Genomic DNA, 25,259 nt, shown 5'->3' on the forward strand with positions numbered 1-25,259 from the left:
AGTACCTTCGCCCCTCCGAACGGCACCTGCCTGTGGACCGCTGGGTCAAGCCCCAGGAATTCCTGGACCTCCAGCACGAAGCCGAGGAAATCGGCTTCCTCGGCGTCATGTCCGGCCCCCTGGTCCGTTCCTCCTACCGCGCCGGCCGGCTCTGGGCCACCGCCATGCGCAAAAAAGGACGCGACATCCCCGCCGAACTGGCCCACATCGCCGACGGCATCCAGGACTCCGGCACCACCCGCCAGGAAGCCGCCAGCGTCCTTGCCGCCCACTCCTGAGGAAACAGCAACTTCATATCGCAGAGCGTGCCCCAGGGGCCGGACGCCGATGATTCGGCGTCCGGCCCTTGGCCTTAAGTCACGTAGAATTGAGGCACTATGGCGAAATCCCCTGATTCCAGCAACTCCACTCCGGCGGGCTCCAGCGCGGTGAAGCGCGGCCTCTTCTCGCGCAAGCCGAAAGAAGCCAAGGCCAAGAAGCCCAGCAGGCTCAAGCAGATCCGCGAAGTCTTCACCATGACCCGCAGGCACGATCCCATGGTGCCGTGGCTGATGCTGCTGGTGTTCCTTGGTGTCGTGGCCGTGAGCTTCCTGGTGGGTTTCTGGCTGGACAACTGGATTACGGGCCTGATCATCGGTATCCCGCTTGGTTTGCTGGGCGCAACCCTGATCCTCTCGCGCCGTGCAGAGCGCGCCGCCTTCGCCCAGATCGAGAACCAGCCCGGCGCCTCCGGCGCAGCGCTCGGAACCCTGCGCCGCGGCTGGATCACCGAAGAACAGCCCGTTGCCGTTAACCCGCGCACCCAGGACGCCGTGTTCCGCGCCATCGGCCGCCCCGGCGTCGTCCTGGTCAGCGAAGGCCCCAGCCACCGCGTTAAGCCGCTGCTGGATGCAGAGCGGAAGCGCCTTGCGCGGATCCTGCCCAACGTCACCGTGCACGTGATCGAGAGCGGCCGCGGCGAGGGCCAGGTGCCGCTCAGCCAGGTTGCCAAGAAGATGGGCAAGCTGAAGAAGGAACTGACGAAGGTCGAAGTCAACGCCGTGGCCAAGCGCATCGCGTCGCTGGGCAACAGGCTCCCCATCCCCAAGGGCATCGACCCCTACAAGGCGCGTCCCAACCGCGGACGCTAGGTCTGGAAACGCCCCGGTTACCGGTTCCGGCCGGCCACCGGGGCGTTTTTCTTGCACCTGCAAATCCCTTTTCCACTGCCCCCCCACGGACAGGACGTCACCATGCCATTGAAGAACCCGGTCATCCGCGCTTTCCGGATCCTCGCCGTCGCCGAAGCCATCAGTTGGGCCGCCCTGCTGGCCGGCATGTATTTCAAGTGGATTGCCGGTACCACCGAGGTTGGAGTGCAGGTGGCCGGGCCGATCCACGGCGCGCTGTTTGTGGCCTACGGTGCTGCGGCGCTTGCCTTGTGGAGGCTGCAGCGCTGGCCGTTCATGGTGGCCTTTTTCGCCGGTATTTCCGCAGTTTTCCCGTTCGCCACCATCCTGTTCGAGCGGTGGGCGGGTAAGCGGGGATACCTCGGCGGTGTTCCTGCGGAGGCCAGCCCCGATGTTACGAAGGAGTCCGCACGCGTCTAGGAGACGCCTGCGGGCGGCCCTGCATAGTGGGCCTTACCGGCGGATCAGCAGGGTGTTCATTGCCTTGTCGTGCAGTCCGCGCTGGTCAGGGTCGAAGATGACGGCGGGGATCACCAGGCAGAGCAGCACCGCCCGCACCAGGGCAGCCAGCGGGCCCGGGACTCCTCCGCCCGGCTTCACCACGGCAAGGCCCATGGCGCGGTGCCCGATGCTGTAGCCGAGGGTGCCCACCAGGAGCGTTTGCTCGACGGCGAACACCGCCAAAGTGGCCCAGGAATTCCCACCAAAGGCAAAGTTGCTGATCAGCAGCGCGATGCCCCAGTCGATCATGATCGCCAGGATGCGCCGCCCTGCCCGCGCAATCGAGCCCGGGCCTGATTCCGGAAGTCCCAGCCGTTCCCCGGGATACCTGGAGATACCTGACGTGTCCGGTCCGCTGAGCCAGGAACCAATGTCTTTGCGATCTACCACTGTCCAAGCTTACCGACCGGCGGGCCTGCGTGCGCCCACATCGCGGATGGGGTTAGACCACAGTGTGGACGGGCTGTAGCGTTGCCATATCAGGGCATTCTGTAACCTGCCCGAAACAATGCGGACACGGACGGGAAATGCCTCGTCCATAGGCTGTTGGAAGTTTCAAGCAATCCCCCGGCAGGGAACTCACAGCAGGGAAACCCTCGGTTATCCCTGCTTTCGGATTGCGCTGGATCAGATGGCTTGCACGCCAGATATTACATATGCGTTAGGAGCATAGATGTTCAAGACTGCGGACGAAGTCCTCAAGTTCATCAAGGACGAAGATATTAAATTCGTCGATATCCGCTTCACCGATCTTCCGGGCGTCCAGCAGCACTTCAACGTCCCCGCCAAGAGTGTTGACGCCGACTTCTTCATCAACGGCCAGCTCTTCGACGGTTCCTCCATCCGCGGCTTCCAAGGCATCGCAGAGTCCGACATGCAGCTGATCCCGGACGTGACCACCGCGTTCCTGGACACCTTCCGCATGGAGAAGACCCTCGCCCTGAACTTCTCCATCGTCAACCCCCGCACCGGTGACCCGTACCACCGCGACCCCCGCGGCGTAGCAGAGAAGGCTGAAGCCTACCTCGCATCCACCGGCATCGCCGACACCGCGTTCTTCGCTCCCGAAGCTGAGTTCTTCGTGTTCGACAACGTCCAGTACCAGTCCTCCCCGCAGGGCAGCTTCTACAAGATCGACTCCGAGGAAGCCCACTGGAACACGGGCCGCGAGGAAGAGGGCGGCAACCTGGGCTACAAGACCCCCGTCAAGGCGGTTACTTCCCGGTCTCCCCCACGGACAAGCAGGCTGACCTGCGCGACGCCATGTGCGTTGCCCTGGACGAAGCAGGCCTCGAAGTTGAGCGCAGCCACCACGAGGTCGGCTCCGCCGGCCAGGCTGAAATCAACTACAAGTTCACCACCCTGACCCACGCTGCCGATGACCTGCAGAAGTTCAAGTACGTCATCAAGAACACCGCAGACGCCTGGGGCAAGTCAGTGACCTTCATGCCGAAGCCCGTTTTCGGTGACAACGGCTCCGGCATGCACTGCCACCAGTCGCTGTGGAACGGTGGCCAGCCCCTGTTCTACGACGAGAAGGGATACGCAGGCCTGTCCGACACCGCCCGCTGGTACATTGGCGGCCTGCTGAAGCACGCCTCCGCCGTCCTGGCCTTCACCAACCCGACGGTTAACTCCTACCGCCGCCTGGTCAAGGGCTTCGAGGCCCCGGTCAACATGGTCTACTCGCAGGGCAACCGCTCCGCCGGTATCCGCATCCCCATCACGGGCAGCAACCCCAAGGCCAAGCGCATCGAATTCCGCGCACCGGACCCCTCCTCCAACCCGTACCTGGCCTTCGCTGCCCAGCTGATGGCCGGCATTGACGGCATCCGCAACCGCATCGAACCGCCGGCTCCGATCGACAAGGACCTCTACGAGCTCCCCGCCGAAGAAGCCAAGGACATCCCCAAGGCACCGGGCACCCTCGAGGAGGCCCTGGAGGCCCTCCGCGAGGACAACGAGTTCCTGCAGGCCGGTGGCGTGTTCACCCAGGACCTGATCGACACCTGGATCGAGTACAAGTACGAAAACGAGATCCGCCCGCTGTCCCTGCGCCCGAACCCCTACGAGTTCGAGCTCTACTACGGCGTCTAGCCGGACCTGCGGGTGATGCTGCGATAGTCCGCAGACAGTCCGCAGATTCCAGTACGAATAAAGGCGGCTACGGGTTTTCCTAAACCTGTAGCGCCTTTCGTCTATCCGCCCGCGTTTCAGCTGGCCCCGATTTGCGGGGCCACCCTACTGCCCAGTAACTTTGTGTCGGTTACTTCGCAATCCCCCAAACAGTGAAGTAGCCCGAGAGGTCCCGCGATTCCCCCAAGCCGCGGGGCCTTTCGCTGTTCAGGGAAAGTTCCTGGCTTGCGCCGGAGGACTGGCTGCCGCTGTGTTGTTCGCCGGCCGTCACCCCATGATCGTCCGGGTCGGGTTCATGGACCTTTCGCGGGATCTTGCCCTCCACGTCAGCAGGTACGGGAGGGTCTTTCTCTTCATCAGCAGCCATTGGCCAAGCATTAGCCGCGCCGAAGAGAACGGGAGCCTGCGCGCTGGCGCCGCTGTATTCGCTGAAGGTGGGAGCCCGGCCCCTGACGTGCTGAGACCGGGAGCCGGACCCCCTGACGAATGCCCCCCGAGACGAAGACTGATCAAGCCTTCCCCCCAACAAGGTTGAAGAACACCGCCAATCCACATAATCGGCCAATCCGCCAGGGAGTGCAATGCCGGCCTGCCGCTGTTACCTCATCGTGGCATCCGGAAAGCGCCGGAACATGGTCCGTTGCGGCCCGGAGGGGCCGCCGTCGTACCGGCCGTGGTCAGTGAATCCGGCGACGCGGTAGGCGGCCAGCCCTGCAGGGTTGGCTTCGTTGACAGACAGCACGACGCCGGACTCCCCAGTGCGGTGCCGCGCCGTCAAACGGGCGGCGGCCAGCACGGCAGCGGCGGCTGCGTGGCGGCCGATCCCACGTCCCTGCAGCCGCCGGTCAACAAGGAATCCCCTGAGGAGCCAGGCACTGTCATCGTCCGGCCAGCCGGCAAGGCGTGCCGCCCCGCGCTGCAAAGTGAGCACTCCGGCAGCACGCCCGTCCGACTCAATGACGTAGGGGCGCCGCGATTCCTCGGCCAGGCCGGCCAGGGCCATCCGCAGGGGGTCCCCCACAAAGCGTTCCTGGCCCGGGCTGAGCTGCAGCTGCGCTACCTCGTTGAGCTGGATGGCTTGGGCGTCGGCGTCGAGGTCCCGCAGCGGGATGAGCCAGACCCGTTCCCCGTTCAGGACTGCACCGCCGTTCAGGATTGCCCCGCCGTTCAGGACTGCACGGGCGGTCAGGACGGCACAGCGCCGGAGGTGCTGCCGGCAGCGGGGTCGGCCATGCCGGCAGGATCCATCCAAAAGACCTCCCAGAGGTGCCCGTCTGGATCCTGGAAGCTGTGGTTGTACATGAAGCCCAGGTCGCGGGGATCCTCCGACAAGCTGCCGCCGGTGGCAAGGGCAGACCGGACTGCCTCGTCAACGGCCTCCCTGCTGTCCACGCTGTAGGACATGATGGCTTCCGCCGCCCCCGCAGTGCCGGCGACGTCCTTGGAGTTAAAGGTCCGGAAGTAGTCCTCCACCAGGAGCATCACGCAGGCGTTGTCATTGACGATCATGCAGGTGGCATTCTCATCCGTGTAGTCCGGATTGAAGGAAAAGCCGAGGGAGGAGAAGAATTCGACGGAGCGCTGGAGGTCCTTGACGGGCAGGTTCAGGAAGAGTTGGGTAGCCATGGGCCAAAGGTAGCACCGGGCCCGGACAAAGGGACAGCAGCCGGAAGCCGGTTATTGCCCGTAAAACACGCGTTCAAACACGGCCCGGGCACGGCGGCTGACCCGCAGGTAGTCCTCCTCCAGTGCGGCCGCGCGGCCGGGTTCGTAGCCGCACCACCGTGCCACGGCTTCCAGGTCGCGGCGCGACGACGGCAGGAGGTCCGATGCCTTGCCGCTCCAGATGACGTTGGCGGACCTGATCCGGCTGGCCAGCCGCCACGCCTGCGCCAGGAGGTCCGCATCCTCCCGTGCGAGGAGTCCCAGCCGGGCAGCGGCCTCCATAGCCTGCACCGTGGAGGTGGTGCGCAGCTCCGGGTGCTTGCCGGCGTGCTGCAGCTGGAGCAGCTGGACCAGCCATTCGACGTCGCTGAGGCCGCCGCGGCCAAGCTTGAGGTGCCGGGCGGGATCAGCCCCGCGGGGCAGGCGTTCGGATTCCACCCGCGCCTTGATCCTGCGGACTTCCCGCACGTCCTGGTCGGACACCGCTTCGGGATAGCGGATGGGGTCGATCAGGGCCAGGAAGTCCGCCGCCAGTTCGTCGTCGCCCGCCATGGGGCGTGCCCGCAGCAGCGCCTGGGCCTCCCAGATGAGCGACCAGCGGCGATAGTACTCGGCGAAGGAGTCCAGGGACCGCACCATGGCCCCGTTCTTCCCCTCCGGCCGGAGGTCGGCGTCCATCTGGAGCACCCGCTCTGCCATAATGGCCGGCTTCACGGGCTGGGTCAGCAGGCTTGAGACCTTGGTGACGATCCGGGCAGCCTGTTCCTGGGCCTCCGCCTCCGTGTAGCCCGGGAGCGCCCGGTGCACGTACATCACGTCGGCGTCCGAACCGTACCCGATTTCACGGCCGCCCTGACGCCCCATCGCCACGACCAGCACGGCCGTCTTCAGCGGGCCGCCGGCGGAGACGATGCCCTCGGCCACCCGCAGCGCCAGGACTGCCGCCCTGTCAGTGTCGGCCAGCGCGGCTCCCACCTGGTCCTGGTCCAGCAGCCCCGCGGAATCGGCGATGGCGATCCGCAGGATTTCCCGCCGCCGGATCAGCCTGATGAGGCGCATGGCACTTTCGGGATCGGCGTGCCGCGACATTTTGGAAGTGATTTCCTGCCACTGCGCCTCGAACGGCACCGGCACCAGGTCCTTGTCGTGGCCGAGCCAGGCGACCGATTCAGGCGAAACTTCCAGCAGGTCGGCGATCAGCCGCGAGTTCGAGAGCATGTGGCAGAGACGCTCGGCAGCGGCATTGGAGTCCCGGAGCATGCCCAGGTACCAGTGCGTGGTGCCCAGGGCCTCGCTGACGCGCCGGAAGGCGAGCAGGCCGGCGTCGGGGTCCACTCCTTCCGCGAGCCAGTCGAGGAGGATCGGAAGCAGCTGTTTCTGCAGTGCCGCCCGCCGGCTGACTCCAGCCGTCAGGGCCTCGATGTGGCGCATGGCGCCCTGCGGATCCCGGTAGCCGAGGGCCGCCAGCCGGCCCTGGGCAGCTTCCGGAGTGAGCCTTGCATCTTCGCTGCTGAGCCTGGCGGCGGTATTCAGCAGGGGCCGGTAGAAGATCCGCTCATGCAGTTCCCGCACGGAGCGCTTGGTCTTCTGCCAGGCGGCCAGCAGCGCGTCGGGATGCGGCCGCTCGTTCGAGAACGGCCCCAGGACTGCCTTGGCCAGGGCCCGCAGCGCCGGTTCGGCGACGGGCATGAGATGGGTCCTGCGCAGCTGGAACAGCTGGATCCGGTGTTCCAGCAGCCTCAGGTACCGGTAGGCGTTGTCGAACGCGGCGGCGTCTGACCTGCCGATGTAGCCGCCTGCGGACAGGGCCGCGATCGCGGAGGTGGTGTCCCGCCGTCGGAGGGTCTCGTCCGCCTTGCCGTGGACGAGCTGCAGCAGCTGGACGGTGAACTCGACGTCCCGCAGTCCGCCGCGGCCCAGTTTGATCTGCCGCTGTTCCTCCGCGGCAGGAATATGCTCGGTGACCCGCCGCCGCATGGCCTGGACAGATTCCACGAACCCGTCTCTGCCCGCCGAACTCCAGATCAGCGGTGCCACGGCGTCCTCGTACCGCCGCCCCAGTTCGGCATCCCCGGCGATGGTCCGGCCTTCAGGAGCGCCTGGAACTCCCAGCTCTCCGCCCAGCGGGCGTAGTAGGTCTCATGGGAGGCCAGGGTGCGCACCAGGGGCCCCGACTTGCCTTCGGGGCGCAGGTTGGCGTCCACCTCCCACAGGCCGGGTTCCCGCGCCACCGAGGAGATGGCGCGGGAGATGCCGCTGGCCAGCGCCGTGCCGATGGTGTTGGCGCGGGCGTCCTCCAGGCCGCCGCCGTCCACGACATAGATGACGTCGACGTCGGATATGTAGTTCAGCTCGCGTGCCCCGCACTTGCCCATCCCGATGACGGCCAGCCCGACCTCCGCCACGTCCGGGGCGCCGTACTGTTCGGCGGCTTCTGCGCGCGATACGGCCAGTGCGGCCTCAATGGCGGCACCGGCAAGGTCTGCGAGTTCCCCGCCCACCGAGGGCAGGAAGTCGAGCGGGTCCGCCGCGCACAGGTCCTTGACGGCAAGGTCCACCACTCCCCTGCGGTACGCGGTGCGCAGGGCAGCATAGGCATCCGGCCCGGTGGCCGCTGCGACCGGTCGGGCGGCGCGCGGATCAGCCCCTACGGACTGCAGGAGCGTGGCGCGCAGTTTCGCCGGATCTCCCGGCAACGGTTCGGGACTGGCCCTGACGTGGAAGGCGTCGAGATGCTCGGGATGCCGGATGAGGAACTCGCCCAGCGCCTCGGATGCTCCCAGCACCCGGTACAGCGGCTCGCTGGTGTCAGGCTCTGCACCGGCCAGTTCCCGGAGGTCCGGATGCTTCTCGATCAGCCGGACCAGGGACTGCAGGGCGGTGTCCGGGCTGGCCGCCATCTGCAGCCCGGCGAACAGCGTGTCCTGGTCCAGGCCCTCCAACTCCGGGGCAGCCAGGAACCGTTCGCCTTTGTCCAGGTCGCTGAAACCGGCCGCGATCAGGCGGCGTGCCAGGCTCACGCCCGCCGCCTAGAGGATGCCGAGGTTGCGCTGCAGCTCGTAGGGCGTGACCTGCAGCCGGTAGTCCTGCCACTCGGCGCGCTTGTTGCGCAGGAAGTGCTCGAACACCTGCTCGCCCAGGATCTGCGGCATCAGCTCGGAGTCCTCCATGGAGCGGATGGCGTCGTGCAGGCTGGCCGGCAGGGGGTCGTGCCCCATGGCGCGGCGTTCGGCCGAGCTCAGCGACCAGACATCGTCTTCGGCGGCGGCCGGAAGGTCGTAGCCTTCCTCAATGCCCTTCAAGCCGGCACCGAGCAGCACCGCATAGGCAAGGTACGGGTTCGCGGCCGAGTCGATGCCGCGGTATTCGATCCGGGCGGACTGGCCCTTGCCCGGCTTGTACAGCGGCACGCGGACCAGGGCCGAGCGGTTGTTGTGGCCCCAGCTCAGGTAGCTGGGAGCCTCGCCGCCGCCCCAGAGGCGCTTGTAGGAGTTCACGAACTGGTTGGTGACGGCGGTGAATTCCGGGGCGTGCTTGAGGATGCCGGCGATGAACTGGCGGGCGGTCTTGGACAGCTGGAATTCCGCGCCGGCCTCGTAGAACGCGTTGGTGTCCCCTTCGAACAGGGAGAAGTGCGTGTGCATGCCGGAGCCGGGGTGAGCGGTGAACGGTTTGGGCATGAAGGTGGCATAGGTGCCCTGCTGCAGGGCCACTTCCTTGATGACCGTGCGGAAGGTCATGATGTTGTCCGCTGTCTGCAGTGCATCCGCGTAGCGGAGGTCGATCTCGTTCTGGCCGGGCCCGCCCTCGTGGTGGCTGAACTCCACGGAGATGCCGACCGATTCCAGCATGGTGACGGCGGTGCGGCGGAAGTCCTGGGCGACGCCGCCCGGGACGTGGTCGAAGTAGCCGCCCTCGTCCACCGGCACCGGCGCTCCGTCCGGGCCGAGTTCCTGGGACTTGAGCAGGTAGAACTCAATCTCCGGGTGGGTGTAGCAGGTGAAGCCCATGTCGGCGGCCTTGGCGAGGGTCCGCTTCAGGACGTTGCGCGGATCAGCGGCGGAGGGCTCGCCGTCGGGGGTGAGGATGTCGCAGAACATGCGGGACGTCTGCTCCGTCTCGCCGCGCCACGGCAGGATCTGGAACGTGGACGGGTCAGGCTGTGCCAGCATGTCCGATTCGAAGACACGGGCAAGGCCCTCAATGGCCGAGCCGTCGAAGCCCAGCCCCTCCTCGAAGGCGCCTTCGACCTCGGCCGGCGCCAGGGCAACAGACTTGAGCGAACCCACGACGTCGGTGAACCACAGGCGCACGAAACGTACGTCGCGCTCTTCGATTGTGCGCAGGACAAACTCTTGCTGGCGGTCCATGATGGCCTCTTCTCCGGTCAACGTCCATGCTCCGGGGTCCGCGGTGATTGGGGGAAGCCGGCAGCAGTTCACAAACACTGTACTAAGCATTCGGCGCCAATGCTGGCGCCTGCGGCGCGCGTAACACAGCGTTAACACCCGGCGGTCCCCGGGAGAGGGCCGCCGTCGGGCTTTGCGCGCCCCGGACAGCACGTGCGCGCCTGCCGTATATGACCCTTATCACCCCGCGTGGGGCCCGGCAGTGTAGCTAGGACGGCAGGTACCGCACTACGCTCATGCCATGGCCTCAAGCAACAGCTCGAACTCCAGCGCGTCCGCCGAAGTCCCCGCACCTTACGGCAACGGGCCTGCGCCGTCGCCGGCATCCAAACCGGGCAAGGTACGCATCCACCACCTGCAGCAGGCCAAGCGCGACGGTTCCAAATTCGCCATGCTGACCGCCTATGAGCAGTACACGGCCGAAATCTTCGACGCAGCCGGCATCGAGGTCCTCCTGGTGGGCGATTCGGCGTCCAATAACGTGTTCGGCAACGAGACCAGCCTGCCTGTCACAGTGGACGAACTGCTTCCGCTGTGCCGTGCCGTGGCCAGGTCCGCGAAGCGCGCACTGGTGGTGGCAGACCTGCCGTTCGGCAGCTACGAGGTTTCCGCGGAGCAGGCCGTGGCCGCCGGGGTCCGGTTCCTCAAGGAAGGCCTGGCCCACGCAGTCAAGATCGAGGGCGGCAAGTACTACGCCCCCACCGTCCGGGCCATGGTGCAGGCGGGCATTCCCGTCATGGCCCACATCGGCTTCACCCCGCAGAGCGAGCACGCCCTGGGCGGGTACCGGGTGCAGGGCCGGGGCGACGACGCCCAGCGCCTGATCGACGACGCCGTCGCCCTCGCCGACGCCGGTGCGTTCTGCGTGCTCATGGAAATGGTGCCGGCCCAGACGGCGGCTGCCGTGGATGCAGCTGTCAGCGTCCCCACTGTGGGCATCGGAGCAGGCAAGGAAACAACGGGCCAGGTCCTCGTCTGGCAGGACATGGCCGGCCTGCGGGGCGGCAGGATGGCCAAGTTCGTCAAGCAGTACGCCGACCTTCGCAGCACCCTCCTCGACGCCGCGACGGCCTATGGCGAGGACGTTCGGTCCGGGCAGTTCCCCGGCCCGGAGCACACTTTCTGACCCGGACCCACCCAGCCCGCGCGACAGGCGGGCAGGGCGGGCCTGCCGTCAGTCGTCGTCGTCCTTTTCCCATGCCTCGTTGCGGGCCCGGACCTTCTCAAGGGCGTGTTCGGCCTCTTCCCGCGTCCGGTAGGGCCCGATCAGCTGGCTCCAGTCAGAGAGCCGGTCCTCTTCCACCTCGTGGGTTTTGATGTTGTACCAGTACTCAGTCATCGTTGCTCCCGTTCCGGCAGGCAGGGAAGCTGCGGCGTGACCCGCGTAACACAAATGCATACGCGCGCCCGCCACGGCTCCCGGTTGTTAGGCGTTCTGTGGTGCCTTATATGATCAATCTATGCCTTCCCTTGCCTCCACTGCACCCATCGGCACCCTCACCCCCGGTACCGTAGGCCCGCAGCGTCCCGTCCCGGCGTCCATCCCCCGTCCGGAGTATGTCGGCAGGCCCGCCCCCGCCAAATTCACGGGGTCCGAGGTGAAGTCGGCCGAGACAATCGAGAAGATCCGGATCGCCGGAAAAATCGCGGCGCAGGCCATCGTTGAGGTGGGCAAGCACATCCAGCCCGGCGTGACCACGGACCAGCTGGACAAGGTGGGCCACGAGTTCCTCCTGGACCACCAGGCCTACCCCTCCACCCTTGGCTACCGCGGATTTCCGAAGTCGCTGTGCTCCTCGCTGAATGAGGTCATCTGCCATGGCATCCCGGACAGCACGGTGGTCCAGGACGGCGATATCCTCAACATCGACATCACTGCCTACATCAACGGCGTCCACGGCGACACCAACCACACCTTCCTGGTGGGCGATGTGGACGAGGAGTCCCGCCTGCTGGTGGAACGCACGCAGGAGTCGCTGAACCGGGCCATCAAGGCAGTAGCCCCCGGCCGCGAGATCAACGTCATCGGCAGGGCCATCCAGTCCTATGCCAAGCGGTTCGGCTACGGCGTGGTCCGCGATTTCACCGGCCACGGCGTGGGCGAAGCGTTCCACACCGGACTGATCATTCCCCACTACGACGCAGCCCCGGCCTACAGCACCGTGATCGAGGCCGGCATGGTGTTCACCATCGAGCCGATGCTCACGCTGGGCACCGTGGAGTGGGACATGTGGGCGGACGACTGGACGGTTGTCACCAAGGACCGCAAGCGCACGGCCCAGTTCGAGCACACGCTGCTGGTCACCGAATCCGGCGCCGAGATCCTCACCCTGCCCTGAGTGCCGCGCTTATGCCTGGCGCGCCCACACCCCTGATGAACTGAACCACCGGCCCCTGGCCGGACATTAATTCCGGGGCCGGCCACCGGCCGCCCCTTTCCTGCCCGCACCTGCCACGAACGGAAACCCATTTTGGCCAAGAAGGACGAGAAGTCGCACAAGAACGCCCCGCTGATCGGCATCGACATCGGAGGCACGGGAATCAAGGGCGGCATTGTCGACCTCAAGAAGGGCAAGCTGGTGGGTGAACGGTTCCGGGTGCCCACGCCGCAGCCTGCCACCCCCGAGGCCGTGACGGAGGCCGTGGCCCTGGTGGTTGCCGAACTGTCGGCCCGCCCCGAGGCGCCCGCCGCCGGTTCCCCGGTCGGCGTCACCTTTCCGGGCATCATCCAGCACGGCGTGGTGCACTCCGCGGCCAACGTCGACAAGAGCTGGCTGGACACCGATATCGACGCCATGCTCACCGCACGCCTGAACCGGCCGGTCGAGGTCATTAACGACGCCGACGCCGCCGGCCTGGCAGAGGCCCGCTACGGGGCCGGCGCTGGCGTCGGCGGCACCGTCCTGGTGATCACCCTCGGCACGGGCATCGGCTCAGCCTTCATCTTCGACGGCAAGCTTGTCCCCAATGCCGAACTGGGCCACCTGGAAATCGACGGCTTCGACGCCGAGACCAAGGCCTCCGCGGTGGCACGTGAGCGGGATGGCCTGTCCTGGGACGAGTACAGCGTGCTCCTGCAGCGCTACTTCTCCCACGTGGAGTTCCTGTTCTCCCCCGAACTGTTCATCGTGGGCGGCGGCATCTCCAAGCGCGCCGACGAGTACCTGCCCAAGCTGAAGCTGCGCACCCCGATTGTTCCCGCAGTCCTTCGGAACGAGGCAGGCATCGTGGGCGCCGCCATCGAGATCGCCCTGAAGCACAAGCTGGCAAAGTAGACGGTTAAGACAGGACGCCCCTTCCGGTACCGGAAGGGGCGTCCTGTCTTATGTGCCGGTGGCGGCTGCGGCTTCCCCTCCGCTGCGGCCACCGGAGATTAGAGGGGGCTTTTCTCAGTACCCTTGGCGTTCTTCGCCGGCGTGCCCTTGGCGTCCTGCTCGGCCTCGTGGCGCAGCAGGGAGATGGCAGTCTCGAAATCCTCGAGGGATTCGAAGGCCTGGTAGACGCTGGCGAAGCGCAGGTATGCCACCTTGTCCAGCTTCTGCAGCGGGCCAAGGATGACGAGGCCGACCTCGTGCGCGTCGATCTCCGCTGCGCCGGAGGCGCGGATCTGCTCCTCGACTTCCTGGGCAAGCAGTGCGAGGTCGTCCTCGCTGACTGGCCGGCCCTGGCAGGCCTTGCGCACGCCGTTGATCACCTTGCTGCGGCTGAAGGGCTCGCCGACGCCGGAACGCTTGATGACGGAAAGGCTGGTGGTTTCCACGGTGGTGAACCGGCGGCCGCACTCGGGGCATTGCCGGCGCCGCCGGATGGCCGAGCCGTCGTCCGCCATGCGGCTGTCCACCACGCGGGAGTCGGGATTGCGGCAGAACGGACAGTACACGGTGTCCCTCCCTCGCATTGTCCCGCTGCCGGGAATTTCCCAATGAGCGCGCGGAAGATCCGCGCTGTAGCGTCTTCCAGTTTACGGGCACATGTAGCGTAATAACAAGCCTGTAATTACTAGATGTAGTGCTCAGTCCTCCGCGAAACGGGCAGTGACGGCGTCTCCGTGAGCCGGAAGATCCTCCGCGCGGGAGAGATTCACGATGTGGCTGCTGACTTCCTTGAGCGCATCCCGGCTGTAGTTGACCACTTGGATGGCGCGCAGGAACGTGGTCACGTTAAGGCCGGACGAGAACGCAGCGGTGCCGCTGGTGGGAAGCACGTGGTTGGAGCCGGCGCAGTAGTCTCCCAGGCTGACCGGGCTGTAGTCCCCCACGAAGATGGCACCGGCGTTGCGGATCCGGGCGGCGACAGCGGACGCGTCGCGGGTCATGATCTCCAGGTGTTCGGCGGCGTAGGCGTCGCAGGCGGCAACGCCCTGGTCGAGGCCGTCCACCAGGACGACGCCGGACTGGGGGCCGGCGAGGGCCTCGCGCACCCGGTCCGCGTGCTTGGTGGCCGCCGCCTGCCGGTCCAGTTCGGCGCGCACTGCGGAGGCGAGGTCCTCCGAATCGGTGATGAGCACAGAGGCGGCCTGGGGGTCGTGTTCGGCCTGGCTGATCAGGTCCGCGGCAACGAGGGCGGGCTGGGCGGAGGAATCAGCCAGGATGGCAATCTCCGTGGTGCCGGCCTCGGAGTCGATTCCGACCACGCCTTTGACCAGGCGTTTGGCAGTGGCGACGAAAATATTGCCCGGTCCCGTCACCACATCCACCGGTTCCAGTGCGGGACCGGCGGGCGTTTCCGCGATGCCGTAGGCGAAGGCCGCGATGGCCTGGGCCCCGCCGATCGCGTAAACCTCGGTGATGCCGAGCAGCGCTGCCGCAGCAAGGATCGTGGGGTGGGGCAGGCCGCCGAATTCCTTCTGCGGGGGTGACGCGAGGGCAATGGACTCCACCCCGGCGGCAAGCGCCGGAACCACGTTCATGATCACCGAGGACGGGTAGACGGCCAGGCCGCCGGGCACGTACAGCCCAACCCGCGCCACGGGTACCCAGTTCTGGCTGACCACGGCGCCGTCACCGAGTTCCACGTCAACGTTGCGCGGGCGCTGCCCGTCCGCGAACCTGCGTGCTCGGCTGATGGATTCCTCGAGGGCTGCGCGCACCGCCGGGTCCAGCTGTTCCAGTGCTGCGGCGAGGGCTTCCTGCGGAACCAGGGGGTGCTCCTGGCGGACGCCATCGAAGCGGAGCGCCAGCTCGCCGAGGGCGTCGAAGCCGCGCTCCCGGACAGCGGCAATGATCTGCAGGACCTTTTCTTCGGCATCTGCAACAGTCTGGCCCTTGGCCCGGGGCACGGCAGCGCGCAGGCCCGCCAGGGCCAGGTTTTGTCCGCGGACGTCAATGGTGCGAAAGTTCACAGCGGCAGTGGCGGGGGCGGGAAACTCCGAAGAAATGGTCACCGGACCATTTTACGGGACCCGTTCATTTTACGGGCCGGGGCGGACGGGTGCCGCTGCCGGCGGGCGCTTTCGTGCGACCGTTACGGTGCTGTACGGCCCGGGGCGGGAGCGGCCGCGTCGGCGCCACTGCCAGGTTTCTTTCCCAGCAGATCCTGCAGTTCCAGCACGAAGACGGAAATTGCCGCGGCCGCCGGCCACAGCAGCAGCACCGGCAGCGCCCGGAGCGAGAAGGCGATGCTTGCGTTGGCGGAGGCGTCCACTGCCGGACCCCACAGCATGGCGGACAACATGCCGGCCTGCCAGGCCAGGAGGCTGCCGGCAAGGGCGCCGCCGAGCCCCAGCAGCAGTGCCGCCTGCGGGTTGGCGCGCTTCTTGTCTGCGAGGAAGACGCCCAGCACGCAGCCGGCAACAACCATGATGGCGGCAAGGGTCAGGTCGCGTGGCAGCCAGACCGCCGGGTTGGTCCCGGCCGCGAGGCCGGGATCCCTGGTGATCAGGTTCAGGCCGCCGGGAGCGAGCAGCCACCACAGGATGCCCGCGGGGACGCCCGCCGCCGCCGGGACCGCCAGCAGGGTCAAGGGCAGCCGCGACGACGTCCGGCGGGAAAGTTTGACCATGCAACAAACCTTAACAAACGTTCCGGCGGCGCGGCGCGCAGAACAGGTCCGGCGATTCCCCCGTGGAGCCTGCGGACAATACCCTTGGAGGGAAGCACCCATCCATGTCAGGAGTTTTCGGTGGCCGACAACAGCGCGCCCTTCGAGCAGACGTTCCGGGAAATGTTCCGGCGCCATGCCGCCGGGGTTGCCATCATCACGGTGAACTACCAGGACGAGCCCTACGGGTTCACTGCGACGTCGGTGGCGTCGCTGTCAGCCAGGCCGCCCCGGTTCACATTCAACATGGCCCGCAGCTCCAGGTCCTGGCCGGCGGTGGCCAACACGCAGTACCTGGGTGTCCACATGCTGGGGCTGGAGAACCAGGAGCTGGCCGCCCGCTTTGCCAGCCCTGGCAACCGCTTCGAAGGCAACCACTGGGAGATCGGGCCGCACGGCGTGCCCATCCTGAAGGACGTTGCCGGCTGGCTGATCGGCGAGGTGCAGATGCGGCTCTCCTTCGAGAACAACGCCGTGGTGGTGGTCCAGGTGGTTGATGGCCAGGTGGGCGGCGAAGGGTCGCCTTTGCTGTACCACGGCGGCGCTTACGGGCAGCCGATGCCCCTTGACTACGAGATCTGACGCTTCCCGCCGCGGGCCGCGGACGACGGCGGGACGTGCGGCCCGCCGTCGTCCGCGGTTTCGTCAGGCGTCCAGGCAGGCCGGGCCGAGCAGGACTTTCAGGTCGCCGAACAGGGACGGGCTGGGGTTCACCCGCAGGTGCACGGGCAGGGCCATGACCTCCGTGCGGGTATCGCCCTGCAGGTGCAGGCGGACTTCGGAGTTGCCCCGGTGGGTGCGCAGCACGTCGCCCAGTTCGGTGACCACTGCCTCCGTGGCCTTGTGCGTGGGCATGGTGATCACCAGGGGACCGTTCATGCCCTCGCTCAGGTCAGGGACCGAAAGCTCCATGCAGTTCAGCGTGACGGCGCCGTCGTCGCGCTTCTGCAGCCGGCCCTTGACCACCACGATCAGGTCCTCGGCCAGCACCGATGCGATGGGACCGTAGACCTGGCCGAAGAACATCACTTCCATGGAACCGCCCAGGTCCTCAACCTCGGCCCGGGCGTAGGCGTTGCCGCTGGCCTTGGCGATCCGGCGGCTCAGGGACGTGATCATCCCGGCGATGGTGATGATGGCGCCGTCCTGCGGCCCGTCCTCCCCCAGCACCGAGGTGATGCTCATCTCCGCGTGCTGGCTGAGGAGCCCTTCGAGGCCCTGCAGCGGGTGGTCCGAGACGTACAGGCCCAGCATGTCCCGTTCGAAGGACAGCTTGTCCTTCTTCTCCCACTCCGGCAGGTCCGGGATTTCGATGCTGAGGGACGACTCCGACTCGGCCTCCCCGATCCCGGCAAAGAGGTCGAACTGGCCGATCGCCTCGTTCCGCTTCAGGGTGATGACCGAATCGATGGCCTCTTCGTGGACCATGGCCAGGGCGCGTCGGGTGTGCCCCAGTGAATCGAAGGCGCCTGACTTGATCAGCGATTCGATGGTGCGCTTGTTGCAGACCACCGCCGGAACCTTCATCAGGTAGTCCTTGAAGGACGTGTAGGCGCCCTCGCTTTCGCGGGCCGCCACCATGGCCTCCACCGCGTTGACGCCGACGTTCCGGATGGCCCCCATGCCGAAGCGGATGTCGTTCCCCACCGGGGTGAAGTTCAGGGCGGATTCGTTGACGTCCGGCGGAAGCACCGTGATGCCCATGCGCCGGCACTCGTTGAGGTAGATGGCGGACTTGTCCTTGTCGTCACCCACAGAGGTGAGCAGCGCGGCCATGTACTCGGGCGCATAGTGCGCCTTGAGGTACGCGGTCCAGTACGAGATCACGCCGTAAGCGGCCGAGTGGGCCTTGTTGAAGGCGTAGTCGGAGAATGGCAGCAGGATGTCCCACAGGGTCTTGACGGCCTCCATCGAGTAGCCGTTGTCCTGCATGCCCTGGGAGAAGCCGGCGAACTGCTTGTCCAGTTCGGACTTCTTCTTCTTGCCCATGGCACGGCGCAGGATGTCGGCCTGGCCCAGGGTGTAGCCGGCCAGCTTCTGCGCCACCGCCATAACCTGCTCCTGGTACACGATCAGGCCGTAGGTTCCGCCCAGGATCTCGGCCAGCGGTTCCTCGAGTTCCGGGTGGATCGGGATGACTTCCTGGATGCCGTTCTTGCGCAGCGCGTAGTCGGTGTGGGCGTTGGCGCCCATGGGACCGGGCCGGTACAGGGCCAGCACGGCGGAGATGTCCTCGAAGTTGTCAGGCTTCATGAGCTTGAGCAGGGACCGCATGGGGCCGCCGTCGAGCTGGAACACGCCCAGGGTGTCGCCGCGGGCCAGCAGCTCGTAGGAGGCGGCGTCGTCCAGCTCGAGGTTTTCGAGGTCCAGGTCGATGCCGCGGTTCATCTTGATGTTCTCGAGGGCGTCGGAAATGATCGTCAGGTTCCGCAGGCCCAGGAAGTCCATCTTGATCAGGCCCAGTCCCTCGGACGTGGGGTAGTCGAACTGGGTGATCACCTGTCCGTCCTGGAACCGGCGCATGATCGGGATGACGTCGATGATCGGGTCGGAGGACATGATCACGCCGGCGGCATGGACGCCCCACTGGCGCTTCAGCTTCGATGCCGAGCGCGGTTTCAAACACCTTCGCGGCTTCGGGATCCGTGGCGATCAGCTGGCGGAAGTCGCCTGCCTCGCTGTAGCGCTTCGCTTCCGGGTTCTGGATGTCGGCGAGCGGAATGTCCTTGGCCATGACGGCGGGCGGCAGCGCCTTGGTGAGCTGTTCGCCCATGCTGAAGGGGTAACCCAGGACGCGGGAGGAGTCCTTGAGCGCCTGCTTGGTCTTGATGGTGCCGTACGTGACGATCATCGCCACGCGCTCGTCGCCGTACTTCTTGGTCACGTAGTCGATGACCTCGGGCCGCCGCCGGTCATCGAAGTCGACGTCGAAGTCGGGCATGGAGACACGGTCGGGGTTGAGGAAGCGTTCGAAGATCAGGCCGTGACGCAGGGGGTCGAGGTCGGTGATGCGCATGGCGTAGGCCACCATGGAACCGGCGCCGGAACCACGGCCCGGACCTACCCGGATGCCGTTGTTCTTGGCCCAGTTGATGAAGTCGGCCACCACCAGGAAGTAGCCCGGGAAGCCCATGGAGGTGATGACGCCCAGCTCGTAGTCGGCCTGCTTGCGGACCTCATCCGGCACGCCTTTCGGGTAGCGGTACTGCAGGCCCTTGTCGACTTCCTTGACCAGCCAGGAGGTCTCGTCCTCGCCGGGCGGGCAGGGGAACCGGGGCATGTAGTTGGCGTCCGTGTTGAAGGACACCTCGCAGCGTTCGGCGATCAGGAGGGTGTTGTCGCAGGCTTCCGGGTGGTCGCGGAAGAGTTCGCGCATCTCCTGCGGGGACTTCAGGTAGTAGCCGCTGCCGGAGAAGGCGAAGCGCGAACCGCCGTTGTCATAGGTCGTTCCAGCAGGGTGGAACCGGACTGGATGGCCAGCAGCGCCTCGTGGGCTTTGGCGTCGTGCTCGTGCGTGTAGTGGAGGTCGTTGGTGGCCACCAGGGGAAGGTTGAGTTCCTTGGCGAGCCGCAGCAGGTCCCCGGTGACCCGGCGTTCGATATCCAGGCCGTGGTCCATCAGTTCGCAGAAGTAGTTTTCGGCGCCGAAGATGTCCCGGAACTCGGCGGCCGCCTCCAGCGCTTCGCGGTACTGGCCCAGCCGCAGCCTGGTCTGCACTTCCCCGGACGGCAGCCGGTGGTGGCGATGAGGCCCTCGGAGTAGGTGTTGAGCAGCTCGCGGTCCAGGCGCGGCCACTTGCCGAAGACCGAGTCCAGCGACGCGATGGACGAGGCCCGGAAAAGGTTCCGCATGCCCACGTTGTTATAGCTGAGCAGGGTCATGTGGGTGTAGGAACCACCGCCGGAGACGTCGTCCTTGCGCTGGGACTCGTCCCCCCAGCGGACGCGCTCCTTGTCCGTGCGGGCCGTACCGGGAGTCACATAGGCTTCAACGCCGATGATGGGCTTGATGCCCTTGGCCTGGGCCTTCTGCCAGAAGTCGAAGGCGCCAAACAGGTAGCCGTGGTCGGTGGTGGCCAGCGCGGGCATGCCCAGGCGTTCGGTTTCATCGAACAGCTCCCCCAGGCGGGCCGCTCCATCCAGCATGGAATATTCGGTGTGGGTGTGCAGGTGGACAAACGAATCATTGCTGGAAGTCACCGCACTATTCTAAGCGCTGGCCTCCGGCCGCCCGTGTCATGCCCGCCAGTGTCAGGCCCGCCCGGAGCCCAGGACCTCAAGGGCGTATGCGAGGTCCTGCGGATAGTCGCTGGTGACCCTGATCCGCTCCCCCGTGCCCGGGTGGTCGAAGGCAAGTTCGCGGGCGTGCAGCCACTGCCTGGTCAGGCCCAGGGTGGCGGCGAGCTGGGATCGGCGCCGTACGTCAGGTCCCCGGCACAGGGGTGCCGCAGCGCGGAAAAGTGCACGCGGATCTGGTGGGTCCGGCCCGTTTCGAGGTGGATTTCCACCAGGCTGGCCTTGCCGAACGCCTCGATCACCTCGTAATGCGTCACGGACTCCCGGCCGTCCTCGATCACGGCGAACCGCCAGTCGTGGCCGGGGTGCCGGCCGATGGGGGCGTCGATGGTGCCGGTCAGGGGGTCGGGCAGGCCCTGCACCACGGCGTGGTACACCTTGTCCACGGTCCGTTCCTTGAAGGCACGCTTCAAGGCCGTGTAGGCCCGTTCGGTCTTGGCCACCACCATGACCCCGGATGTTCCGACGTCGAGCCGGTGCACGATGCCGGCGCGTTCCGGCGAGCCGGAGGTGGAGATGCGGTATCCGGCGCCTGCGAGGCCGCCCACCACGGTGGGTCCCACCCAGCCCGGCGACGGGTGGGCGGCAACGCCCACGGGTTTGTCCACGACGACGAAATCCTCGTCGTCAAGCAGGATCTTCAGGCCTTCCACAACTTCCTCCACGACTTCAAGCGGGTCCCGCCGTTCCGGGATGCTGACGTCCAGGACGTCCCCCGCTGCCAGCTTTGCCGATTTGCCCAGGGCCTTGCCCCGGCTCACCACATGGCCTTCCGCTATCAGGGTCGCCGCGACGGAGCGGGAGACGCCCAGGATTCCTGCCAGCCCGGCGTCGGCCCGGGAGCCGGCGTATTCCTCGGCAACGACGTACCGCTCAGGCATCGCCGGACTTCTCCTTGCGCTCCGCGGCTACGCGGGTGCCGTCCAGTGCCACCCCGCGCAGGGTCAGGATGCAGATGATGGCGACGGCGGATACAACGGCGGAGTCGGCGATGTTGAAGATGGCGAAGTTGGGAAGCTGGATGAAGTCGACCACGTGCCCCATGCCGAAGGACGGCTCCCGGAACAGCCGGTCGGTAAGGTTGCCCAGCGCCCCGCCCAGGAGCAGGCCCAGGGCCAGGGCCCACCATTTTGAGCCCAACTTCCGGATCTGGAAGACGATGGCGACGGCCACCACGGCCATGATGATGGAGAACACCCAGGTGACGTTCTCGCCGATGGAGAACGCCGCGCCGGAGTTGCGGATGAAGTACCAGTGGAGCAGCGGCGGGAAGACCGGGATCCGTTCCCCTTCCACCATGGTGGAGGTGACCCACAGCTTGGTCAGCTGGTCCAAAACATAGGCAAAGACCGCGAACCCGGCGAAGAGGGACAGCAGCACGGCCCGGCGGGGGCGCGGTGAGGGCGGGACAGGGCGTGCAGCGTCTGCAGCGAGTTCGTCAGTCATGGTGCTTTCATTCGTAAAACAGGTGTCAATGCCGAAAGCCGGCGGCCGAGGAATCCTCAGCCACCGGCTTTCAGAATACGTGCTTGACGGACTAGTTGGCTTCGCTTACTTCCGGCGTAGCCACTGACCCGCGGGCGTCGAGGTCGCGGAGCTGGCCTTCGATGTAGGCCTTCAGGCGTGAGCGGTAATCGCGCTCGAAGCCGCGGAGCTGCTCCACCTTGCGCTCCAGGACGGACCGCTGCTGCTCGAGTGCACCGAGGATCTTGCGGGACTTTTCCTGGGCGTCGTTGACGAGGCTGCTGGCTTCGATCTGCGCCTCGGCGATGATCTTGTCCTTCTGCGCCTGGCCGTCGGCAACGTGGCGGTCGTGCATCTGCTGTGCCATGGCCAGCAGGCCTGCGGCAGATTCGGCGGACGGCGTGGCGACGGCGGCCTGGCCGGCGGGAGCGGGGGCGGCAGCAACCGGAGCGGGAGCCTGGGCTTCCTTCTTCTTGGCAGCTTCGGCGGCCTTGGCTTCTGCCTCGGCCTTTTCGCGTGCCTCGTCTTTGTCGGACTTGACGGGCGCGGGGACCTTCTCCACCACGGGGGCGGCTGCGGCGCTGGCAGGAACGCTGGAACCGGCTTCGGCGAGCTTCTTGCGGAGCTCGTCGTTCTCCTGGTTCAGGCGGCGGAGCTCCACGACGATCTCGTCCAGGAAGTCGTCAACTTCATCCTGGTCGTAGCCCTCACGGAACTTGGTCGGCTGAAAGCGCTTATTGACAACGTCTTCTGGCGTCAAAGCCATCTGGTCACCTCACTGGTCTGGTTAGTCAGTAGGCCTTCCGGCCGTCGAAACTACGGTACCTAAATTTGGTCTGCTTACTCTAATTCAACACTGCAGTGTCAAACGCGAGTTTCTACGCTTCACAGTAACTGTTCCCGCGGGTCCAGGCTGCGCTGCTGGTTCTTTTGGTGAATCAGGCGAGTCCCCGCGTGATTCCCATGGCGATGCTTACGGCAATGAAGAGGATCAGGAATCCCAGATCCAGTGAGATGCCGCCCAGGCGGAGGGGCGGAATCAGCCGGCGCAGGACTTTCAGGGGCGGATCGGTGATGGTGTACACGGCGTGCGCGGCCACCAGGGCAGCCCCGCGCGGCCGCCACTCCCGGGCGAACATCTGGACCCAGTCGTAGACCAGGCGGATGATGAGGGCCACAAAAAACAGCAGGAGCGCGAGATAGACAAGTCCGAAAACAATTCCCATGACTTAATTCATATCTCCATGTCCATTGTGGGTACGGCAGTTTGCTGCCGATGCTTCCCGTCTATTTCAGCACAGATGCCAGACAGGTGTCCCTGCCTGGCATCCGGATCCTGCCTGATGGTCAGCTCTGGTTGAAAAAACTGGCCGTGTTGTCGCTGGCCTTCTTGTCGTCGCCGATGACTTCGACGTACGACGGCGACAGCAGGAATACCTTGTTGGTCACCCGTTCGATGCTTCCCCGCAGCCCGAACACGAGTCCCGCGGAGAAGTCCACCAGGCGCTTCGCATCCGCTTCACCCATGTCGGTGACGTTCATGATCACCGGAATGCCGTCCCGGAAGCTCTCGCCGATGAGTTTGGCGTCATTGTAGGAGCGCGGGTGGATGGTGGTGATCTGGCGCAGGCCGCCGGTCTCTTCGCGGCTCGAAGCCGCTCGCTTGATGGGAGTCACTGGGGCGCGGTATTCCTCTTCAGGGGTGTAGGACGCTTCGCGGCTGACCTCGCGGACGGGTGCGGGTGCACGGCGCTCCTCGCGGTCAACTTCCATCGTTTCGTCCTCATCCTTACGTGCGGTCTGTTGCTCGGACTCGTAATGCTCATCGCCGTCGGCGAGCCCAAGATAGATCATTGTCTTGCGCAGAGCGCCGGCCATGGTCGACTCCTATTCGTGTCCCGTACGCGGGCCGTCCAATGACTCGACAGCATTGGGGTCCCCCGCCCATCACTTCCAACAGGACCGACGCTACCCCACCGCGGGACGTGATCCGAGAATATCGGAACCGATCCGCAGGTGTGTCGCCCCGAACTTGATGGCTGCCTCCAGGTCCTGGCTCATGCCTGCCGAGATGCCCGTGGCCGCCGGGTGCTCCGCCACCAGCTGCGCCGAAACGCCGGCGAGCTTCTCGAAGGCAGGCTCTGGCCCGGCGCCGAGCGGGGCCACCGCCATCACGCCCGCGAGGCGCAGGCCGTCGGACGCCGCGATCTGTTCTGCCAGCCGGGGAACGTCGGCGGGTACGGCACCGCCGCGGTGCGCACCGGCGTCGTCCTCGAGACTGACCTGGATGAAGCAATCCAGCGGAGCCCGGCCCGTGCTGGCCCGTGCCGCGGAAACGGCTTTAGCGAGGGCCTCCGCCAGCTGGGGCCGGTCCACGGAGTGGACCGCGGCGGCATAGCGTGCCACCGATTTGGCTTTCTTGGTCTGCAGCTGGCCCACAAAGTGCCAAGTGAGCCCGCATTCTGCCAGTTCCGCGGCCTTGGCGGCGGCCTCCTGGTCCCTGTTCTCGCCGACATCGGTTACGCCCAGCGCTGCAAGCCGGCGGATGTCCGCCGCCGGGTGGAATTTGGTGACCACGATCAGCGTGGGCAGGCGGTCCTCCCGGCCTGCGGCCGCTGCGGCTGCCTCGATGCGCCGCCGGACCACGACCAGCCGCCCGGCCAGCTCGGCAGTGCGGGAATCCCCAGCCTCCGGCGCGTCAGTCATGGCACCACACCAGTCCCGCGAACCTGCCGGTGTTCCGGTTGCGACGGTAGGAGAAGAGCGACTCTGTCTCCAACGTGCATGCTCCGGTATACGCCACCTCCACGCCTGCCTGCTCCAGCTGGCTGCGCGCCCCGGCCGGCAGGTCCAGTCCGGGGGTGCCCCAGGACGTGGTGCTGCGGGTGGCGGGCACTTCTGCCGCCACCTCATCCTGGAGTGCGGCGGGAACCTCGTAGCAGCGTCCGCAGATGGAGGGACCCAGCCAGGCCCGGACAGCGCCCGCGCCCAGGGACTTCATGGTCTCCACCGCTGCCGGGATGACCCCGTTGGCGATTCCCGGCCGGCCCGCGTGGACGGCAGCGAGGACGGGACCGTCCGCGGATTCGGCCGCAAGCAGCACGGGGATGCAGTCCGCCACCATCACAGCCAGCGGGACTCCGCGGGAGACCATGGCGTCCGCCTCAGGCGTTGCCGTACCCGGCTCCATGAGGGCCACGGCCGTGCCGTGGACCTGGTTCATGAAGCGGAGTCCGGCCGGCGCCACGCCCATGGACCGTTCAAGCCCGGCACGGCGCTGCTGCACCAGGGCAGGATCGTCCCCGACATGCAGCGCCAGGTTGCCCGCGTCCGTGTTCGTGAATGCGGCCGACACCCCGGGCAGGATGTCGGCGCGCCAATGGAACAAGCCGGGGCCTACTTCAGGAAGTCGGGGACATCCAGGTCATCCGGGTGGTTGCCGGTGAGGTCCGGCTCCACCACGGAAGGAAGGTCGACGTCGAACCCGGAGTCTGCGGGGACGGCGGACGGACGCTGCTGGCCCCAGCTGCTGAGGCCTGCGGCACCAACACCGGCATGGACGGGCTGGGCGCTGGGCTGAT

General features: G+C 66.5%; 21 protein-coding genes and 6 pseudogenes. 8 read left to right on the forward strand and 19 right to left on the reverse strand.

Annotation, left to right across the window (positions count from 1 at the left end; genetic code table 11):
- The 3 genes and pseudogenes from G205_RS17150 to G205_RS17160 form a co-directional block, all read left to right on the forward strand.
- Window positions 1-278, forward strand: a pseudogene (locus G205_RS17150) (lipoyl synthase); the annotation flags it as partial.
- 99 nt (window positions 279-377) lie between these two features.
- The gene (locus tag G205_RS17155) at window positions 378-1,130 is read left to right on the forward strand and encodes a DUF4191 domain-containing protein (RefSeq protein ID WP_009359099.1); all 753 of its coding nucleotides are present in this window, start codon (window positions 378-380) and stop codon (window positions 1,128-1,130) included.
- A 102-nt stretch (window positions 1,131-1,232) separates the two neighbouring features.
- Entirely contained in the window at window positions 1,233-1,589 is a 357-nt protein-coding gene (locus G205_RS17160; protein WP_035753608.1) for a DUF3817 domain-containing protein, read from the forward strand.
- A 33-nt stretch (window positions 1,590-1,622) separates the two neighbouring features.
- Here the strand turns inward: G205_RS17160 and G205_RS17165 are convergent, their stop codons facing one another.
- Window positions 1,623-2,060, reverse strand: a complete 438-nt coding sequence (locus G205_RS17165; protein WP_009359101.1) for an RDD family protein — start codon at window positions 2,058-2,060, stop codon at window positions 1,623-1,625.
- Window positions 2,061-2,343: 283 nt separating this feature from the next.
- Between G205_RS17165 and glnA (G205_RS17170) the strand changes: the two are divergent.
- Window positions 2,344-3,767 (forward strand): annotated as a pseudogene (glnA, locus tag G205_RS17170) (type I glutamate--ammonia ligase).
- Window positions 3,768-3,936: 169 nt separating this feature from the next.
- On the opposite strand, the gene G205_RS17175 reads toward glnA (G205_RS17170), so the two are convergent.
- The 5 genes and pseudogenes from G205_RS17175 to glnA (G205_RS17195) form a co-directional block, all read right to left on the reverse strand.
- The gene (locus tag G205_RS17175) at window positions 3,937-4,173 is read right to left on the reverse strand and encodes a hypothetical protein (RefSeq protein WP_009359102.1); all 237 of its coding nucleotides are present in this window, start codon (window positions 4,171-4,173) and stop codon (window positions 3,937-3,939) included.
- 231 nt (window positions 4,174-4,404) lie between these two features.
- Window positions 4,405-4,941: a GNAT family N-acetyltransferase gene (locus G205_RS17180; protein WP_152419614.1), complete on the reverse strand. Its 537-nt coding sequence runs from the start codon at window positions 4,939-4,941 to the stop codon at window positions 4,405-4,407.
- 50 nt (window positions 4,942-4,991) lie between these two features.
- The gene (locus G205_RS17185; RefSeq protein ID WP_009359104.1) at window positions 4,992-5,432 is read right to left on the reverse strand and encodes a VOC family protein; all 441 of its coding nucleotides are present in this window, start codon (window positions 5,430-5,432) and stop codon (window positions 4,992-4,994) included.
- Window positions 5,433-5,483: 51 nt separating this feature from the next.
- Window positions 5,484-8,491: pseudogene (locus tag G205_RS17190) on the reverse strand (bifunctional [glutamine synthetase] adenylyltransferase/[glutamine synthetase]-adenylyl-L-tyrosine phosphorylase).
- A 9-nt stretch (window positions 8,492-8,500) separates the two neighbouring features.
- Entirely contained in the window at window positions 8,501-9,841 is a 1,341-nt protein-coding gene (glnA, locus tag G205_RS17195; RefSeq protein WP_009359105.1) for a type I glutamate--ammonia ligase, read from the reverse strand.
- A gap of 280 nt (window positions 9,842-10,121) precedes the next feature.
- Here glnA (G205_RS17195) and panB point away from each other — a divergent pair, with 280 nt between their 5' ends.
- Window positions 10,122-11,006 (forward strand): 3-methyl-2-oxobutanoate hydroxymethyltransferase, encoded by an 885-nt coding sequence (panB, locus tag G205_RS17200; RefSeq protein WP_009359106.1) that lies wholly within the window; start codon window positions 10,122-10,124, stop codon window positions 11,004-11,006.
- A gap of 48 nt (window positions 11,007-11,054) precedes the next feature.
- Here panB and G205_RS21800 read toward each other — a convergent pair whose 3' ends face one another.
- Window positions 11,055-11,219, reverse strand: coding sequence for a hypothetical protein (locus G205_RS21800; protein ID WP_009359107.1), 165 nt, complete (start codon window positions 11,217-11,219; stop codon window positions 11,055-11,057).
- Window positions 11,220-11,340: 121 nt separating this feature from the next.
- Between G205_RS21800 and map the strand changes: the two genes are divergently transcribed.
- Window positions 11,341-12,219, forward strand: a complete 879-nt coding sequence (gene map, locus G205_RS17205) for a type I methionyl aminopeptidase (RefSeq protein ID WP_009359108.1) — start codon at window positions 11,341-11,343, stop codon at window positions 12,217-12,219.
- Between the two features lie 132 nt (window positions 12,220-12,351).
- Window positions 12,352-13,155, forward strand: coding sequence for a polyphosphate--glucose phosphotransferase (gene ppgK, locus G205_RS17210; RefSeq protein WP_009359109.1), 804 nt, complete (start codon window positions 12,352-12,354; stop codon window positions 13,153-13,155).
- A gap of 98 nt (window positions 13,156-13,253) precedes the next feature.
- Here ppgK and nrdR read toward each other — a convergent pair whose 3' ends face one another.
- The 3 genes from nrdR to G205_RS17225 all read right to left on the reverse strand — a co-directional run bounded on the left by nrdR (window position 13,254) and on the right by G205_RS17225 (window position 15,880).
- Entirely contained in the window at window positions 13,254-13,760 is a 507-nt protein-coding gene (gene nrdR, locus G205_RS17215; RefSeq protein ID WP_009359110.1) for a transcriptional regulator NrdR, read from the reverse strand.
- 132 nt (window positions 13,761-13,892) lie between these two features.
- A complete protein-coding gene (hisD, locus tag G205_RS17220; protein ID WP_009359111.1) occupies window positions 13,893-15,263 on the reverse strand; it encodes a histidinol dehydrogenase in 1,371 nt (456 codons plus the stop codon).
- A gap of 80 nt (window positions 15,264-15,343) precedes the next feature.
- Window positions 15,344-15,880, reverse strand: coding sequence for a hypothetical protein (locus G205_RS17225; protein WP_009359112.1), 537 nt, complete (start codon window positions 15,878-15,880; stop codon window positions 15,344-15,346).
- A gap of 120 nt (window positions 15,881-16,000) precedes the next feature.
- On the opposite strand from G205_RS17225, the gene G205_RS17230 reads away from it, so the two are divergent.
- Entirely contained in the window at window positions 16,001-16,501 is a 501-nt protein-coding gene (locus tag G205_RS17230; RefSeq protein ID WP_009359113.1) for a flavin reductase family protein, read from the forward strand.
- Window positions 16,502-16,564: 63 nt separating this feature from the next.
- Here the strand turns inward: G205_RS17230 and dnaE are convergent.
- The 9 genes and pseudogenes from dnaE to G205_RS17275 form a co-directional block, all read right to left on the reverse strand.
- Window positions 16,565-20,064 (reverse strand): annotated as a pseudogene (gene dnaE, locus G205_RS17235) (DNA polymerase III subunit alpha).
- A 105-nt stretch (window positions 20,065-20,169) separates the two neighbouring features.
- Window positions 20,170-21,095 (reverse strand): annotated as a pseudogene (locus G205_RS17240) (RluA family pseudouridine synthase).
- On the reverse strand, window positions 21,088-21,660 hold the full coding sequence (gene lspA, locus G205_RS17245; RefSeq protein WP_009359115.1) for a signal peptidase II: 573 nt from the start codon (window positions 21,658-21,660) through the stop codon (window positions 21,088-21,090). Before lspA ends, G205_RS17240 begins: the two are co-directional and overlap by 8 nt.
- Window positions 21,661-21,751: 91 nt before the next feature.
- Window positions 21,752-22,444 carry a DivIVA domain-containing protein gene (locus G205_RS17250; RefSeq protein ID WP_009359116.1) on the reverse strand — a complete coding sequence of 231 codons (693 nt, stop codon included), beginning with the start codon at window positions 22,442-22,444 and terminating at the stop codon, window positions 21,752-21,754.
- A 172-nt stretch (window positions 22,445-22,616) separates the two neighbouring features.
- Window positions 22,617-22,904 (reverse strand): YggT family protein, encoded by a 288-nt coding sequence (locus G205_RS17255; RefSeq protein ID WP_009359117.1) that lies wholly within the window; start codon window positions 22,902-22,904, stop codon window positions 22,617-22,619.
- A gap of 121 nt (window positions 22,905-23,025) precedes the next feature.
- Entirely contained in the window at window positions 23,026-23,556 is a 531-nt protein-coding gene (locus G205_RS17260; RefSeq protein WP_009359118.1) for a cell division protein SepF, read from the reverse strand.
- A 90-nt stretch (window positions 23,557-23,646) separates the two neighbouring features.
- The gene (locus G205_RS17265) at window positions 23,647-24,384 is read right to left on the reverse strand and encodes a YggS family pyridoxal phosphate-dependent enzyme (RefSeq protein ID WP_009359119.1); all 738 of its coding nucleotides are present in this window, start codon (window positions 24,382-24,384) and stop codon (window positions 23,647-23,649) included.
- Window positions 24,377-25,066 carry a purine nucleoside phosphorylase YfiH/LACC1 family protein gene (locus tag G205_RS17270; RefSeq protein WP_009359120.1) on the reverse strand — a complete coding sequence of 230 codons (690 nt, stop codon included), beginning with the start codon at window positions 25,064-25,066 and terminating at the stop codon, window positions 24,377-24,379. Before G205_RS17270 ends, G205_RS17265 begins: the two co-directional genes overlap by 8 nt.
- A gap of 8 nt (window positions 25,067-25,074) precedes the next feature.
- A pseudogene (locus tag G205_RS17275) lies at window positions 25,075-25,259 on the reverse strand (cell division protein FtsZ); the annotation flags it as partial.

The sequence above is a fragment of the Arthrobacter nitrophenolicus genome, from assembly GCF_000332815.1.
Lineage (GTDB): Bacteria > Actinomycetota > Actinomycetes > Actinomycetales > Micrococcaceae > Arthrobacter > Arthrobacter nitrophenolicus.